Below are 15,101 nucleotides of genomic sequence, written 5' to 3'. Positions count from 1 at the left end.
GTCAGTGCTCCAGGACCATCGCGGCGAACGTCTGACCGAGGCCGGCGGCCGTCATCAGGTACTTGTCGCCGGGCTTGAGCAGGCCGAGCTCGGTCACCGTCTGGTAGTTGATGAACGGGTCGGCGCAGAAGCAGTGGCCGGTGGCGCCGAGGTTGTCCAGGAAGAACCGGTCGTTGGGCAGGCCCAGGTTCTTCGCCGCGACCGTCCACGACACGCGGTTGACGTTGTGCGGCAGCACCAGGTCGATGTCCGCGACGCCGATGCCGGCTTCCTCGGTGGCCGCGCCGACGACCTCGGCCAGCGCGTCCTGGTAGATGCGGCGGGCGTCCTTGGCGATCTCCGGGGTCAGGTCGATCACGCCGTCGTCGCGGCCGTGGATGCGACTGGCGTAGCCGCGCACGTGGTCGCGGTCGCCGTCGGCGGCCACCAGGACGGCGGCCATGCCCTCGCCCATGATCGACGTGTCGCGGACCCACTGGGTGAACGGCGTGAACGTCTTGTCGCCCGCCAGGATCAGGGCCAGCGCGTCGGGGTCGCCGTCGGCGGCCAGCAGCGTGCCGGCGACGTCCATGGCGAGCAGCCCGGTGGCGCAGCCGTGGTCGGCGACGGCGAGGGTCTTGGCGTGCCGGAGGTTGAGCGCCTCGCGGACCTCGTGCAGCGGGGTGACGGGGTAGGGCGCGGTGGTGCGCATGCCCTTGGCGCGGATGAGGTAGCGGACCCGCTCCTCCTGGCCGCGCAGCCCGTCGAGCTTCTCGGCGGCCGCGATGAGCAGCTGCGCCTCGGAGAGGTCGGACTTGCAGATCCGGTCCAGGCCGTAGAGCCGGGTGAACCGGCGCACCTGCTGGTCGTCGAGGCCGAGCGGCTCCTGCAGGTCCGCGACGGCCACCGTCTCCGGCAGGTGACTCGACACCGCCACCAACGCCGTCATGTGCGTCCTCCTCGCTCGCCCTGGTCCGTTGCCGGATCAAGGTTCGCAAGGCGCGCTGACACCGTGCTGACACACCACTGACCGCGCGAGTCGAACCTCCAGGTCCCGAGAGTCGAACACTCAAGTCCCGTGAGTCCTACGTTCGCGTCGCGTGAGTCCTACGTTCAGGGCCCCTGAGTTCAACGCTCAGGTACCCCGTGTCCGGACCTGAGCGTTGAACTCGGGGGTCGCGAACGTAGGACTCTCGGGACCTGAACGTAGGACTCTCGGGGCCTGGAGGTTCGACTCTCGGGGCTTGGAGGTTCGACTCGCGCGCGAAGAAGGCCACCCCGACCGCGGTCGAGGTGGCCCTTCATCCCCAGTGGACCCGTCAGGTGGCGGCGGTGCGGGACGCCGAGCCCGGTTGCTGGTCGCCGGCCGAGTCGCGCGGCCACCACCGGCTCGGGCGCGGCAGGAACGCGGCCAGCTCCGGGAAGTCGGTCGGCCGCTCGGTCATCCAGTTCCAGTAGCGCGGGATCGTGCGGGCGTACTCGCAGTAGTACCGGCGCAGCGCGTCGATCAGCTGCCGCAACGTGTTCGGGTGGATCGACCCCGGCCGCCACACGAGCAGCATCCTGCTGCGCAACGGCTCGGTCATCGCCACGAGGCTCACGTCCGACGTGGACCCGGTCGGCGTGGCGAGCGCCGCGGCCCCCGCGTCACGCACCCAGCTCATCGCCTCGGCGTGCCCGCCCGCGTAGTGCATGACCTCCGGCGTGGGGTGGTCGAGCTTGCGGAACAGGTGCTCCTCGACGACGTGGAACCAGTGCCCCGGCACGTGGTGCACCCAGCTCAGCGACAGCATGTGCCTTCGGCTCACCGTAGTCCTGCGCGCCAGCGCGTGGTCGCGGGGCAGCGCCAGCCAGATCGGCTCGCGCACGATGACCTCCTTGGCCAGCGACGGGTCCAGCTCCCGCACCCCGTCCACCGCCTCCGGGCTGGGCACGAGCGCCGCGGTGAGCTCGCCGCGGCTGACCGCGTCCACGCCCAGGGCCGGGTCCAGCGTCACGGTCTGCACCTCGACCGAGGGCAGCGACGACTGCAACGCCCGCCGCAGCGTCACGGGCGTCCATTCGGCGTTGCCGATCCGCAGAATTCCGGACGACAGCGAGGACGCCTCCGCGACCACCGCGTCGGCCCGCGTGGCGAGATCGGCCAGCATCGGGATTAATCGTTCTCCGAGTGGCGTCGGAGTAATCCCGAAGGCCGAACGCACGAACAGATCGCCGCCAACCGCCTTCTCGATCCGTCTCAATTGGGCGGTGAGGCTCGGTTGGGGCAGGGACAGCTTCGCCGCGGCCTTCGAGATGCTGCCGGCCTCGGCGAGGGTGGTGACCACCCTGGCGTGACGTATCTCCAGGTGCATGCATCCAACCCCTTCGCGTCGTTACTCGGGGTCCACTAACTTCGGCGGGTTCGGGGATTTCCCGCCCCCGCCTCGTTCGTGCCGGGCGGCCGTGCCAACCTACCCCACGGATGTGCGCGAGAGGAGTAGTTCACGCTACCGCCAACCATTCGTTGAGTTCTCAACAGAAATTATGGAAACGGTGGCTACGATCCCCGGCACGTACCTACTCAAAGGTCGGTTACGCGTTGTCTCCGCACCGATGCGGAGAGGAACTCCACCGGCAGGCCCGACGGCCGATGCGGGGGACAGCACCAGTGCCGCCCGCGTGATCACATCCGTATGGTCTGCGGCGCGTGCACACACCGATAGGTCCCACGTGGGGAGCAAGAACGTGAATCTATCTCCGATTCAAGGCGTGGATGACGTCGTCCGACTGCATTCCGTCCGCAAGGTTTACGGCAATGAGCGGAACGGCGTAGTGGCCCTTGACGGAGTCACGCTCGGCATCGCGCGTGGCACCTTCACCGCGGTGATGGGGCCATCCGGCTCGGGCAAGAGCACCGCGCTGCACTGCGCGGCCGGCCTCGACCGACCCACGTCGGGCTCCGTGCTGCTCGACGGCCAGGAGATCACCGACCTGAGCGAGCGCGAGCTGACCCGCTTGCGCCGCGAGCGCATCGGCTTCGTCTTCCAGTCCTTCAACCTGCTCCCCGCGCTGACCGTGGTGGAGAACGTCGGCCTGCCGCTGCGCCTGGCGGGCCGCCGCCCGAAGAGGTCCCAAGTGGACGCCGTCATCGCCCGGGTCGGCCTGGCCGAACGCCGCCACCACCGGCCCGGCGAGCTGTCCGGCGGCCAGCAGCAGCGGGTGGCCATCGCCCGCGCGCTGATCACCGAGCCCGCCGTGGTCTTCGGCGACGAGCCGACCGGCGCGCTCGACACCCGCACCGCGCTGGAAGTCCTCGCCCTGCTGCGCCAGGCCGTGCGCGAGGTCGGCCAGACCGTGGTGATCGTGACGCACGACCCGGTGGCCGCCGCGCACGCCGACCGCGTCGTGTTCCTCGCCGACGGGCAGATCGCCGGGGAGCTCACGGCACCCACCGCGCACGCCGTCAGCGAGCGGATGACCCAGCTCGGCGCCTGGGCCGACGCGCCCGCGGGCGACCTGACCGGTGGGGTGCGCTGATGCTGCGCCTCGCGCTGCGCACCCTGCGCTACCGGATCGGCGGTTTCGCCGCCTCGTTCATCGCGCTGTTCCTGGGCGCGGCGATCGTGATGGCGTGCGGCGGCCTGATGGAGACCGGCATCCGCGACGCCGTGCCGCCGCAACGGCTCGCGGCCGCGCCGCTGGTCGTCACCGGTGACCCGTCCTACCTGGAACGCTCCCCGGTCGACGCCGCGCTGGCGGCGAAGGCGGCGGACGTGGACGGTGTCGCCGAGGTCGTCCCCGACGTGGCGTTCCCGGTGACCCTGCCCGACGGCGCGGAGGCGACCGGCCACACGTGGTCCGGCGCGCGGCTCGCGCCGTACGCGGTGGACCAGGGCCGTGCGCCCCGAGGTCCGGGCGAGGTCGTGGTGGACGCGAACTCCGGGGTCGGCCTCGGCGGCGCGGTCGCGCTGCGCATCGGGTCGGAGGTCGTCGACTACCGGGTGGTGGGCGTCGCGAAGGCGGCGGTCGACGCGAAGGCCGTGTTCTTCGCCGACGACGAGGCCCGGCGGCTCTACGGCAAGCCCGGCGAGGTGGACCTGATCGGCGTGCTGCTCGAACCGGGCGCGACGGCCGACGGCGTGCGCGACGCGCTCACGGCCGCCGTCGCCGACCGGGACGTGAGCGTGCTCGCGGGCGACGAGCGCGGGCGCGCCGAGTTCCCGGACACGCAGGGCGGCGGCGAGGCGATCATCACGCTGTCCGCGGTCTTCGGCGGTCTGGCGATCATGGTCGCGATGTTCGTCGTGGCGGGCACCCTCGGCCTGTCCGTGCAGCAGCGGCACCGCGAGATGGCGTTGCTGCGCGCGATCGGCACGACGCCGGGCCAGCTGCGCCGGCTGGTGCTGGGCGAGACGGCCTTCGTGGCGGTGCTCGCGACCGCGCTCGGCTGGCCGGTGAGCGGGTACCTCGGCGAGTGGCTGCTGGGGCAGCTGTCCGCCGCGGGCGTCGCGCCGCAGCAGATGGCGTACCGGCAGGGCTGGGTGCCCGTGGTCGCCGGGGTCGGCATCTCGCTGCTCAGCGCCCTGGTCGCGGCGTTCGTCGCGGGCCGCGGCGCGGCGGTGGCCCGGCCGACCGAGGCGTTGACGGCGGCCAGCCTGCAGACGCGCTGGTTCAGCGTGCCGCGGCTGGTATTCGCGCTGCTGTGCCTGGGCGGCGGCACGGCGTTGAGCATCATCACCGCGCTGGTCATGGACGGTCCGGTGGCGGCGAGCACGGCCGGTCCCACGGCGATGCTGTGGGCGTCGGGCATCGCCCTGCTCTCCCCCGCCGCGGCACGCGTGCTGATCGCGGTCCTGCGGTGGCCCGTGCGCGCGCTCTCCGGCCTGTCCGGGTACCTCGCGGTCCTCAACACCCGGGCACGGCGGGTGCGCGTGGCCGGCGCCATCACGCCCGTCATGCTCGCCACGGGCCTGGCCACCGCGCTGATCTACCTTCAGACCACGCAGGCGAGCGCGGCGTCCGGCGCGTTCGCGGAGAGCCTGCGGGCCGACGCCGTGGTGACGAGCTCGACCGGCGGCGTGCCGCTGGAGCTGGTGGACGAGGTACGCGCGCTGCCCGGCGTGGAGGCGGCGTCCGCCGTGGTCGACACCGAGGCGTACTTCCCCCACCACGGGGACGGCGACGACGAGATCACCGTGCTCGGCGTGACGCCCGACGGTGTCACGCGGACGATGGGCGTGGACGTCACGTCCGGCTCGCTGGACGACCTGCGCGGCGAGTCGGTGGCGTTGCCGTCCGGCTGGGCGGACGAGCTGGGCGCTTCGGTCGGCGACTCGGTGCGGATGAAGCTCGGCGACGGCGCGGAGGTCGACCTGGAGGTCGCGGCCGTGCACACGGGCTCGTTCGACGCGGCGCTGATGCCCGCGGAGCTGGTCGTCGCGCACACCACCGGCGGGCAGGCGTCCCAGGTGCTGGTGAAGGGCCCCGAGTCGGCGCTGGCGCCGTTGGCCGAACGGCACCCGGACCTGGAGGTGGCCGACCGCGAGCAGGCGCTGGCCGCGGGCGGCGGCGGTGAGCAGACCGGCGCGTGGGTGAACTACCTGCTGGTCGGCATGATCCTCGCGTACACGGTGATCTCGCTGGTGAACACGCTGGTGATCGCGACCGGTGAACGGCGGCGCGAGTTCGCGCTGCAACGGCTGATCGGCGCCACGCACGGGCAGATCCTGCGCATGGTGGGCGTCGAGTCGGTGGTGATCTCGCTGGGGGGCGTCATCCTGGGCGCGATCGTGTCCCTGGTGACGCTCGTGCCGTTCGCCATCGCGTTGAACGGCACGTACTGGCCGCAGGGCCCGATCGGGATCTACCTGGTCGTGGTGGGGTCGGCGACCGGGCTGACGCTGCTGTCCACCGTGCTGTCCACGGCGTACGTGCTGCGCACTCCCCCGGTGGAAGCCGCGGCGGCGCTGGACTGACAGGTCACGGCCGGCGTCGGAGGTCCACTTCGACGCCGGTCGCGGCCGACCGCACCAGCGCCTCGCCGACCCGGGCGGTGCGCGCGGAGTGGGCGAGCGACACCAGCGGCGGGACCTTCTCGCGCACGGCGTCGGCGAACGCGACGGCCTGGTGCTCGTAGGCGTCGGAGGCCGGCACGACCTCTTCGCGCACGCCGTCCAGCGTGACGACCGTGATCACGCCTTCCTCGTCGGGCCGGGTCCACGCGTTGCGGACCGAGATCGAGCCGCGCGTGCCCTGGAACTCGTAGGCGGCGCGCGGCCCGTACTCCAGGCTGTAGTCCAGCACGGCCGAGCGCCCGTCGCCGAAGTCGAGCACGGCCACCGCGCTCACGTCGACCTCGCGCGAGTGGAACCGGGCCCGCACGGCGCGCGGCGCGGCGTCGAACGCCCACAGCGGCACGTCGAAGGCGTAGCAGCCGACGTCCCACGTCGCGCCGCCGCCGAGCGCCGGGTCGAACCGGATGTTGCCCTCGACGGCGGTCGGGTACGCGAACGCCGACCGCACCACCCGCAGCTCGCCGATCTCACCGGAGGCCAGCAGTTCGGCGGCACGGCGTTGCTGGGGGTGGAAGCGGTACATGTACGCCTCCACGACGACGAGGTCGGCGGCGGCGCGCTCGACGCGCACGCAGTCCTCTTCGGACAGCGCCATCGGCTTCTCCACCAGCACGTGCTTGCCGGCGTCCAGCGCGCGCAACGTCCACGGCACGTGCTGCGTGTTGGGCAGGGCGATGTAGACGGCGTCCACGTCCGGATCGGCCAGCAGCGCGTCGTACCCGTCGCGGACGCGTGCCCCGAACGGCCGCGCCACCGCCTCGGCCGCCTCCCGCCTGCCTTCCCGACCGGCCACGGCGACCACCGCGTTGCCCACCGTCCGGTGGATCGCGGGCAGCACCCGACCGGCGATGTGGGCCGTGGCCCCGAGGACACCCCAACGCAGCGGCTGCACCCCACCAGCTTAACCGCTTCACCACGGCCGCCCCCACCACGGGGGCCTCGACTCCCATCCCTAACCCGAGAGTCGAACCTCCAGGTCCCGAGAGTCGAACGCTCAGGTCCCGAGAGTCCTACGTTCAGGACCCCTGAATTCAACGCTCAGGACACCCGCGAGGTCACCCGCAGCCACCCGCGTGCCCCTCGTCGGACGAACGTCCCAGCCCCACCGCGCTCGACGACGCGGGCAGCGCCGCCGCCGGCGCGAGCTTCGACCGCACGTGCGCCACGAAGTCCGGCACCCGGTCCACTCCCCAGAACCGGGTGAACCGGTGCACGAAGAACGGCACGCCGAACGCCCCGTCCTCGCACACCTCCATCAGCAGCTCCACGCCCCGCGCCCGCAGCTCCGGGTCCTCGCTCGCCCCCGCCACCTCGGCCGGGTTCAACCCCAGCTCCGCGGCGATCCCGGCGACCGTGTCCCGGGAGCAGATGTCCCGCCCCTGCTCCCACCGCGCCCGGTACGCCGCCGCGATGTACTCCGGCCCGACGCCCTCGCGCAACGCCACCAGGTACCCCAGGTGCGGGATCTCCCAGACGGGCTCGCGGTCCACCGGCCACTTCAGCGCCAACCCGCGCGCCGCCGCTAAGCGGGCCACGTCCTGAAGGATGTAGAAGTGCTTCGCGCGCGACATCGCCGCGTACGGGAACTGCTCGCCCCGTTCCGCCAACGCCCGCTCGTTGCGCGGGTCTGGCTCCCAGAACGGCGACCACTCGATCGCGTCCGCCACGTCCGGGTACGACCCCAGCAGGTCGTGGTAGGCCAGCCACGAGTACGGGCTGCGCAGCGAGAAGTAGAACCGGGGACCGCGCGCCACCTCAGATCACCAGCCCGCCGTCGACCCCGAACACCTGACCGGTCACGTAGGAAGCCTGGTCCGACACCAGGAACGACACCAGGTCGGCCACCTCCTCCGGCCGGCCGAACCGCCCCAGCGGGATCTGCGCCGCCATGCGGGCCGCGAAGTCCTCGCCCAGGCCGGTGACCATGTCGGTTTCGATGAACCCCGGCGCCACCGCGTTGACCCGGATGCCGTACTTGCCGACCTCCTTGGCCAGCGCCTTGCTGAACCCGATGATCCCGGCCTTGGACGCCGAGTAGTTCGTCTGCGTCGCGTTGCCGTACACGCCGGCCACCGACGACAGCGTCACGACCGAGCCCGCCTTGCGCTTCATCATCGCGAACACCGCGGCCTTGGCCAGGTGGAACGTGCCGTCGAGGTTGACCCGCAGCACCCGCTGCCAGTCGTCGGACTTCAGCAGCACCAACGGGTTGTCCCGCACGATCCCCGCGCACGACACCACCGCGTGCAACGGCCCGAGCGCACGCTCCGCGTCCTTGACGAACCGGTCCACCTCGGCCTTCTCGGCCACGTCCACCTGCGCGGTGAACACGGCCGCACCGGCCGCGGCGGCCTCCTTCTCCACCACCTCGGCGGCGTCGCGGTTCGACTGGTAGCAGAACGCCACGTCGAACCCGTCCCGCGCGAGCCGGGCCACCACCTGGTGCCCGATGCCCCGCGACCCGCCGGTCACCAGCGCCACGCGCCTCATGCCAGTTCCTCCGCCCTGCGCCGTGCCATCGTGAACGAGCCGATCTCGAGCACCTTGCGCCCGGCGACCAGGCTGTGGCCCGCGAGGATCGCCGCGTCGGCCACCTCCCGGACCAGCCGGACGTGGTGCTCCACCACGTCGCCGGGCACCACGTCGCCGTGCACGACGACGTCGCGGATGCCGCTGATCAGCTCGACCTTGTCGGCCAGCACGTCCGGGTTCGGGTTCTCCCACCGGGTCAGCAGCACCGCGGACTGCGCCCACGACTCCATCAGCAGCCCCAGCGGGTACGCGTCGCGCGCGTCGGGGTCGGCGTAGCACGGCTCACGGCCGCTGACCGCCTTCAGCGTCACGATGGCGCTGCCGGGGTCCACTTCGGACACCCGGTCGACCAGCAGCACCGGGAACCGGTGCGGGATGATCCGCCGGATGCCCTTGAGGCCGGTCACGACGCCACCAGCCGCAGCTTGAACTCCGCCACCGCGCCCGCGCCGGTGGACACCTTCGCCGCGCACCGCACGTGGTCCTCCTCCGCGGTCAGGTCCGACTCGACGGTCACCGTGTCGCCGGGGAACACCGGCCGCACGAACTTCGCCCGGTCCAGCGCGACCACCCGGTGACCGGGCAGCGCGGCCAGCACGTGGTCGAGCAGGAACAGCCCCGGCATGATCGGGAAGCCCGGGTAGTGCCCGGCGAACACGGGGTCCGCCGGGTCCGCGTGCACGGTGCTCACGGCAGGTCCAGCACGACGCAGCCGACCGTGCCGTCCCGCTCGACGCCGGTCACCAGCGCGACGCCCGAGCGGCCGGACGCGACCGCCGCCGCGAGCTGGAAGCTCGCCACCGCCGCCGACGTGTCGCCGACCAGCGGCACGCACCGCAGCCACTCGGGCGTGCGGCCCAACGCCTGCGCCACGGCCTGCTCCTCGACGCCGTCGGTGGACACGAACGCGATGTCCGCCGGGTCGACACCGGCCTCCGCCACCGCGGTCCGCACGCACTCGCGCAACGCCTCGGCCGCGCCGTCGGGCTCGAAGAACCCGCGGAACCGGGTGGTGACGACGCGGGCCAGCACCGGCCGTCCGGCCCGGGTCGACTCGCGTTCCAGCAGGAACACCGCGCCGCCCTCGCCGAGCGGACCGGCCGCGCCCCCGCTGCCGCGCCACTCCAGCCACGCGCGCTGCTCGGAGTACTCCTCCGCCGCGCCGACCAGCACCCGGTCCGCGTGCCCGCCGCGCAGCAGCCGCGCCGCGTAGCTCAACGCCAGCAGCCCGGTCAGCGCGCCGCCCGCGATGGTGGTGTTGGGGCCCTTGATCTTGTGCCAGATGGCGCTCTGCCCGGCCGCGCGGTTCATCACCGTGTTCGGGAACAGCGCCGGGTCGACGTGGTAGGGCTTCTCGCCGGTCAGCCCGTCCCGGGTGAAGTCCATGATGGACTGCACGCTGCCGGAGCCGGTGCCCAGCACGACACCGACCCGGTCGGGGTGCTCCAGCAACGCCGGTCCGCACTCCTCCAGCAGCCGGCCGACGGTGCTGACGGCCAGCGCCGTGACCCGGTCCATGGTGCGGGTGCCCTTCTTGCCCAGCGCGCCCGCCGCGCTGAAGTCCGGCACCAGCGCCGCCTGCTCGAACGGCCCGCCGGGAGCGGGGGCGAGCGCCGGGACGCCCGCCCGCACACCGCTCGTGAACGCCTCCGAGCCCATCCCGAACGGCGACACCGCCGACCACGCCGAGATGACCAGCGTGTCCACCAGGGGGGCCGTCACGACGCACCACGCCCGCTCAGCGACCCGGCCTTGCCGGTGATGGCGCCGATGAGGCGGTCGTCGAAGTCGACCAGGCTCCAGTCCTTGCGGTTCTCGATCACGGCCCAGCCGTGGGTGATGCGGCCGGTCGCGGTCGGCACCAGCTCGCCGTCGCGCAGCACGTAGCAGTCCATCCGGGCGGTGAAGGTGTACCGCTTGAAGACCTCCTCCACGGTGAACACCGTGTAGAGCGTCTCCTCCATGTTCGCCTCGCCCAGGAACGTGATCCGGGACTTCGGCACGACCGGGATCCAGTTCTGCTCGTCCAGCAGCGTCTTGATCGACGCGCCGCGGTCCTCCACGAACAGGTCGAGGATCTCCTCCATCTGGCGGAGGTAGCCCGACATCTGCACGCGCTCGGTGAAGTGGCAGTAGAAGTAGGGGATGCGCCAGGCCCAGCCAAACGCGTTCCTGCCGGCCGTGAGCACGTCCAGCGGGTCGGCGTCACCGACCGCGATCGGCTCCAGGGCGCCGACCTTGTCCAGCACGGCCGCGGCGGGCGCGCCGATCTCGTCGACCACGTGCGGCCGCAGCTCGGCGGGCACGGGCTCGGCGTCGAAGCCGTGCGGGTCGAGCCGGAACGACACGGACACCTTCGACTTGACCGCCTTCACGGTCTTGCCTTCCCGCTCCACGGTCAGCTTCACGACGAGGTGCAGCGGCCCGTCGCCGTCGACCCGCTTCACCGTGGCCCGCGCGAGGTCGTCGATGTGGAAGGCGGTGAGGATCTTGGTGTCCAGGTCGGTGATGTCGGTGCACAGCCCGAACCGCTCGTACAGCGCGCCCGCCGGGAACCCGCTCTGCCGCAGGTGGTCCAGCACCGCTTCCTCGACCATGTAGTTGACGTGCTTGAAGCCGATCCAGGTGCAGATGTTCGAGCCCTCGTAGCGGGGCCGCAGCGAGACGGTCGTGGTGGTCACGTCAGCTCCAGGTGTTCGTCGAAGAAGTCGCGGACCAGGGCCGCGAGGCGGTCGGGCTGTTCGATCATCGGGAAGTGGCCGCACCCGTCCAGCAGCTCGAACCGGCCGCGGGGCAGGCCCTTGGCCAGGGCGCGGCCGTCGTCGGGCCGGGCGGCGATGTCGTCCACGCCGCTCACCACGAGCACCGGCGCGTCGACCCGGGACAGGTCCAGGAACGGGGTGCGCAGGTAGGTCTGGAACCACCGGGTCCAGCCGTACGGGCCCACCTGGTCGCGCAGCGCCCGGGCCAGCCACTCGCGCTTGGCCTCGGGGAAGCGGGCGGTCCCGCCGACGCGCAGCGCCTCGGTGAACGTGCGGTGGAAGTCGTTGAGGTAGTAGGAGATCGTCGGCCAGTCGAAGTCGGCCGGTTCGGGCCGGTAGAACGGGCACACCAGCACCGTGGGCCGCGGCGGCACGCGGCCGTCGGCGTAGCACTCCAGCAGCAGGTTCGCGCCGAGCGAGTGCGCCACCACCACGTCGTGCCCGGCGGTCACGACGTCCACCAGGAGCCGACCGGGGTCGGGCTCGTGGCTCCACGCCGGGTCGGCCATCCCGTGCCACGGCAGGTCCGGCGCGACCGCCTCGAAGCGGGGCGGCAGGTCCAGGGCGTCCCACGCCGCCGCCCTGCCCGCCAGGCCGTGCAGGAACAGCCCGCTCACCCGCCGGGCCGCGACCATCACACCGCGTCCCGGTACCGGCCCAGGATCAGCACGGAGTTGTTGCCCGCGAACGCCAGCGCGTTGTTCTGCACCACGTCCAGCGTGGCGGGCCGCGCCTGGTTGGGCACGCAGTCCAGCCCCACCTCGGGATCGGTCTCGGTGTGGTTGATGGTGGGCGGGATGAAGCCCTCGGTGATGGCCAGCGCGCACGCCGCGGACGCCAGCGCCGACGCCGCGCCCATCGAGTGGCCGAGCATCGACTTGATCGACACGGTGGGCGGCGGCGCGTCGAACACCTGCCGGATCGCGCCGGACTCGGTGACGTCGTTGGCCTTGGTGCCGGTGCCGTGCGCGGAGATGAAGTCGACGTCCTCGGGCTTGACGCCCGCGTTGCGGTGCGCCAGCTCGATGCACCGGGCCAGGCTGTCCCGGTCCGGCGCGACGGGGTGGTTGGCGTCGCAGTTGAGGCCGTAGCCGAGCACCTCGGCGTAGATCCGGGCGCCGCGGGCCAGCGCGGACTCCAGCGACTCCAGCACCAGGATGCCGCCGCCCTCGCCGGTGAGGATGCCCTTGCGGTCCTTGTCGAACGGCGCGCACACCTCCGGCGCGATCGTGCCGAGGCGGTAGAAGCCGGTGAACGTCTTGCGGCACACCGCGTCCGCGCCGCCGACCAGCGCGACCTCCACCTCGCCCTCGCGGATGGCGTCGAAGCCGTTGCCGATGGCGTAGTTGCCCGCGGCGCACGCGGTGGGGATGGTCACCGCCTCCACGTCGGTCAGCGCCAGCTCGCGCACGATGCTCGACGACAGCCGGCCCGCGGTGGAGCGGCGCGCGACGACCGGGTTCCAGGACTCGGGGCCGTGCTCGAGCTGCTGCGCCACGAGGTTGTCCAGGTCGCGGGACTCGGCGTCGGTCGTGCCGACGGACACCAGTGCCCGCTTGCCGCGCAGCTCGTCGAGCGTGAGGCCCGCGTCGGCGACGGCCATCCGCGCCGCGGCGGCGGAGAACTGCCCGGCCCGGCCGAGCTCCTCGGGGTCCACCCGCTCCAACCACGCGGCCGGGTCGAAGTCGGTGACCTCGGCGCCGTTGGCGTGGCTGAAGCCGGTGGTGTCGAACGAGGTGATGGGCTTGATCCCGCTGCGGCCCTCGCGCAGGCCCGCCAGGAACTCGGTGACGCCGATGCCGATGCTGGTGACCACGCCCAGACCCGTGATCACCACCCGGCGCGGCTGCCGCCCTCCGTCGTGCATCGTGTCCTCCAAGTCCGGTGCCGGACCTCTCGCGGGTGGCGAACCGGTTACTTGGCGGCCTGCGCTTCGGCGACGACCGCGATGACGCCCTCGAGGTTGACCATCCGGGTCAGCTCGGCCTGGTCGATCTCCACGCCGAACGTGCGCTCCAACGCGGACAGGATCTCGATGGCGCCGAGCGAGTCGGCGTCGTGGTCCTCCTTGAAAAGGCTCGTGTCGGTCATCTCCTCGGCGTCGATCTCGAGGATTTCCGACACGATCTCCTTGATCTTCGCCTTGCCGTCCGCGTCGATCTGCACCGAACTGGTCACTGCGCACCTCCGGGAACACGGGTTTCTGCCTACCGGTTCCCAGAATGCTTTTCGGGGCTATATCCGGCCTATGCGGCGGGCTATACGGCCGCCGGCCGCGCTACACCGCGACGCGGCGCGGCGAGGCCAGCACGGGATCCGCGGTGAGGATCGCCAGGTGCACCTCGCGCAGCAGCGAGCCGGGGTCGATGCCCAGCTCGTCGGCGAGCATGCGGCGGCCCTCCTCGTACAGCACGAGCGCGTCGGCCTGCCGGTCGCAGCGGTAGAACGTGGTCATGAGCTGGGCGCGGAACCGCTCCTGCAACGGGTGCTGGTGCACGAGCTTGGTCAGCTCGGGCAGCAGCTGGGCGTGCCGGCCCAGCGCCAGGTCGGCCTCGATGCGGCTCTCCAGCGCGGCGATCCGCGCCTCCTCCAGCCGCGGCGCCTCGGCGTCGGCCAGGTGCTCCGACACCCCGGTCAACGCCGGCCCGCGCCACTGCCGCAACGCCGAGCGCAGCAGCCGCGCCGCCTCCTCGTACTGGCCCGCGGCGAGCGCCGACTGGCCCCGCGCCGCGTCCTCCTCGAAGTCACGCAGGTCGAACGCGCACTCGGTGAGCCGCAATTCGTAACCGCGCGAGCGGCGGGTGATGCCGACTTCCCGGCGCAGCGTTTTGCGCAATCGCGAGACGTAGGTGTAGATCTGCGCGTTGAACGTGGCGGGCGGGTGGTCGCCCCACAGGAAATCGCTCATCTGGGTGTCGGAGACAGCGCCGTTGTCGGCGAGGAGCAGCGCCGTGAGCACGGTGCGCGGTTTCGACCCGTCCAGCGGCACCTCCTGCCCGTCGTAGAGCACTTCGACCGGCCCCAAGACCCGGAACTCCAGCACTTCGCCTCCTACAGCAGTACCTGGTCGTGGACGAGGATCGCCTGGTAGAGCCGTCGCATCGCGCGGCCGGGCTCCAACCCGAGCTCGCTCGCCAGGCGCCTGCGCGTGTGGTGGAAGACGTCCAGCGCCTCCGTCTGCCTGCCGTTGCGGTACAGCGCGACCATCAGCTGCTCGCTGAACCGCTCCCGTTCCGGGTACTCCGCCGCGAGCTGCTTGAGCTCCGACACGACGCCGCGGTCCTCGCCGTTGGCGAGCTTGGCGGCGATGAGGTCCTCGCGGGCGCTGAGCCTGCGCTCGTCGAGCCGGGCGGCCTCGATGCGGAACCGCAGGCCGTCGCTCACGTCGAACAGCGCCGGGCCGTGCCACAGCCGCAGCGCCCGTTCCAGCAGGTCGATCGCCTCACCGGGTCGGTGCAGCACGAGCGCGGAGCCGCGGTCGGCCAGATCGCGGAACAGGTGCGCGTCGACCGCCTCGCCGGGCAGGTCGAGCACGTAGCCGCTGCTCACCGTGCGGACCAGGCAGTCGCCCGGCACGTCGGCGAACTGCTCCAGCAGTTTGCGCAGCCGCACCACATTCGCCTGGAGCGCGTTGCGGGCGTTTCCCATCTGTTTACCCGCCCACAATTCCTCGACCAGCTGGTCGAACGGAACGGGGGTGCCCGGTGAAAGCGCCAGCAGCGCGAGCAGGGTGCGCACCTGACGAGCGGCGACACCCATCCGACGATCCTCA

16 protein-coding genes are annotated in these 15,101 nt (G+C 72.1%); 2 read left to right on the top strand and 14 right to left on the bottom strand.

Translation table 11 applies throughout. The features are described from left to right. Window position 1: 1 nt before the first annotated feature. Together ACIQMJ_RS27875 and ACIQMJ_RS27870 are read right to left on the bottom strand one after the other, a co-directional pair. A complete protein-coding gene (locus ACIQMJ_RS27875) occupies window positions 2-928 on the bottom strand; it encodes a 3-oxoacyl-[acyl-carrier-protein] synthase III C-terminal domain-containing protein (protein ID WP_499763960.1) in 927 nt (308 codons plus the stop codon). A gap of 370 nt (window positions 929-1,298) precedes the next feature. Beyond that, window positions 1,299-2,333 (bottom strand): LysR family transcriptional regulator, encoded by a 1,035-nt coding sequence (locus ACIQMJ_RS27870; RefSeq protein ID WP_499763959.1) that lies wholly within the window; start codon window positions 2,331-2,333, stop codon window positions 1,299-1,301. Between the two features lie 373 nt (window positions 2,334-2,706). Here ACIQMJ_RS27870 and ACIQMJ_RS27865 point away from each other — a divergent pair, with 373 nt between their 5' ends. Together ACIQMJ_RS27865 and ACIQMJ_RS27860 are read left to right on the top strand one after the other, a co-directional pair. Beyond that, window positions 2,707-3,498, top strand: coding sequence for an ABC transporter ATP-binding protein (locus tag ACIQMJ_RS27865; protein ID WP_499763958.1), 792 nt, complete (start codon window positions 2,707-2,709; stop codon window positions 3,496-3,498). Continuing rightward, on the top strand, window positions 3,498-5,936 hold the full coding sequence (locus ACIQMJ_RS27860) for an FtsX-like permease family protein (RefSeq protein ID WP_499763957.1): 2,439 nt from the start codon (window positions 3,498-3,500) through the stop codon (window positions 5,934-5,936). The genes ACIQMJ_RS27865 and ACIQMJ_RS27860 overlap by 1 nt, the downstream gene beginning before the upstream one ends. Window positions 5,937-5,940: 4 nt before the next feature. Here the strand turns inward: ACIQMJ_RS27860 and ACIQMJ_RS27855 are convergent, their stop codons facing one another. The 12 genes from ACIQMJ_RS27855 to ACIQMJ_RS27800 all read right to left on the bottom strand — a co-directional run bounded on the left by ACIQMJ_RS27855 (window position 5,941) and on the right by ACIQMJ_RS27800 (window position 15,088). Beyond that, window positions 5,941-6,927 (bottom strand): Gfo/Idh/MocA family protein, encoded by a 987-nt coding sequence (locus tag ACIQMJ_RS27855; protein ID WP_499763956.1) that lies wholly within the window; start codon window positions 6,925-6,927, stop codon window positions 5,941-5,943. A gap of 163 nt (window positions 6,928-7,090) precedes the next feature. Then, window positions 7,091-7,789 (bottom strand): 2-hydroxychromene-2-carboxylate isomerase, encoded by a 699-nt coding sequence (locus ACIQMJ_RS27850; protein ID WP_499763955.1) that lies wholly within the window; start codon window positions 7,787-7,789, stop codon window positions 7,091-7,093. 1 nt (window position 7,790) lies between these two features. Beyond that, window positions 7,791-8,525 carry a 3-oxoacyl-[acyl-carrier-protein] reductase gene (fabG, locus tag ACIQMJ_RS27845; protein ID WP_499763954.1) on the bottom strand — a complete coding sequence of 245 codons (735 nt, stop codon included), beginning with the start codon at window positions 8,523-8,525 and terminating at the stop codon, window positions 7,791-7,793. Next, window positions 8,522-8,974 carry a 3-hydroxyacyl-ACP dehydratase FabZ family protein gene (locus ACIQMJ_RS27840; RefSeq protein ID WP_499763953.1) on the bottom strand — a complete coding sequence of 151 codons (453 nt, stop codon included), beginning with the start codon at window positions 8,972-8,974 and terminating at the stop codon, window positions 8,522-8,524. Before ACIQMJ_RS27840 ends, fabG begins: the two co-directional genes overlap by 4 nt. Then, entirely contained in the window at window positions 8,971-9,258 is a 288-nt protein-coding gene (locus ACIQMJ_RS27835; RefSeq protein ID WP_499763952.1) for an ApeI family dehydratase, read from the bottom strand. Before ACIQMJ_RS27835 ends, ACIQMJ_RS27840 begins: the two co-directional genes overlap by 4 nt. Further along, complete coding sequence (locus tag ACIQMJ_RS27830; RefSeq protein ID WP_499763951.1) at window positions 9,255-10,289, bottom strand: beta-ketoacyl synthase N-terminal-like domain-containing protein; 1,035 nt, start codon at window positions 10,287-10,289, stop codon at window positions 9,255-9,257. The genes ACIQMJ_RS27835 and ACIQMJ_RS27830 overlap by 4 nt, the downstream gene beginning before the upstream one ends. After that, entirely contained in the window at window positions 10,286-11,248 is a 963-nt protein-coding gene (locus tag ACIQMJ_RS27825) for a thioesterase family protein (protein ID WP_499763950.1), read from the bottom strand. The genes ACIQMJ_RS27830 and ACIQMJ_RS27825 overlap by 4 nt, the downstream gene beginning before the upstream one ends. Continuing rightward, entirely contained in the window at window positions 11,245-11,964 is a 720-nt protein-coding gene (locus ACIQMJ_RS27820) for an alpha/beta fold hydrolase (RefSeq protein ID WP_499763949.1), read from the bottom strand. Before ACIQMJ_RS27820 ends, ACIQMJ_RS27825 begins: the two co-directional genes overlap by 4 nt. Next, window positions 11,964-13,196, bottom strand: a complete 1,233-nt coding sequence (locus ACIQMJ_RS27815; RefSeq protein WP_499763948.1) for a beta-ketoacyl-[acyl-carrier-protein] synthase family protein — start codon at window positions 13,194-13,196, stop codon at window positions 11,964-11,966. Before ACIQMJ_RS27815 ends, ACIQMJ_RS27820 begins: the two co-directional genes overlap by 1 nt. A 47-nt stretch (window positions 13,197-13,243) precedes the next feature. Continuing rightward, window positions 13,244-13,507, bottom strand: a complete 264-nt coding sequence (locus ACIQMJ_RS27810; protein WP_053716681.1) for an acyl carrier protein — start codon at window positions 13,505-13,507, stop codon at window positions 13,244-13,246. Window positions 13,508-13,607: 100 nt separating this feature from the next. Then, on the bottom strand, window positions 13,608-14,372 hold the full coding sequence (locus ACIQMJ_RS27805; RefSeq protein WP_499763947.1) for an AfsR/SARP family transcriptional regulator: 765 nt from the start codon (window positions 14,370-14,372) through the stop codon (window positions 13,608-13,610). Window positions 14,373-14,380: 8 nt separating this feature from the next. Continuing rightward, entirely contained in the window at window positions 14,381-15,088 is a 708-nt protein-coding gene (locus tag ACIQMJ_RS27800; protein WP_387490035.1) for an AfsR/SARP family transcriptional regulator, read from the bottom strand. Window positions 15,089-15,101 lie beyond the last annotated feature (13 nt).

The sequence above is a fragment of the Actinosynnema sp. NPDC091369 genome (assembly GCF_044757065.1).
Taxonomy (GTDB): domain Bacteria; phylum Actinomycetota; class Actinomycetes; order Mycobacteriales; family Pseudonocardiaceae; genus Actinosynnema.
Note: the sequence above shows the minus strand (reverse complement) of the source record. Positions and strands in the feature narration are given on the sequence as shown.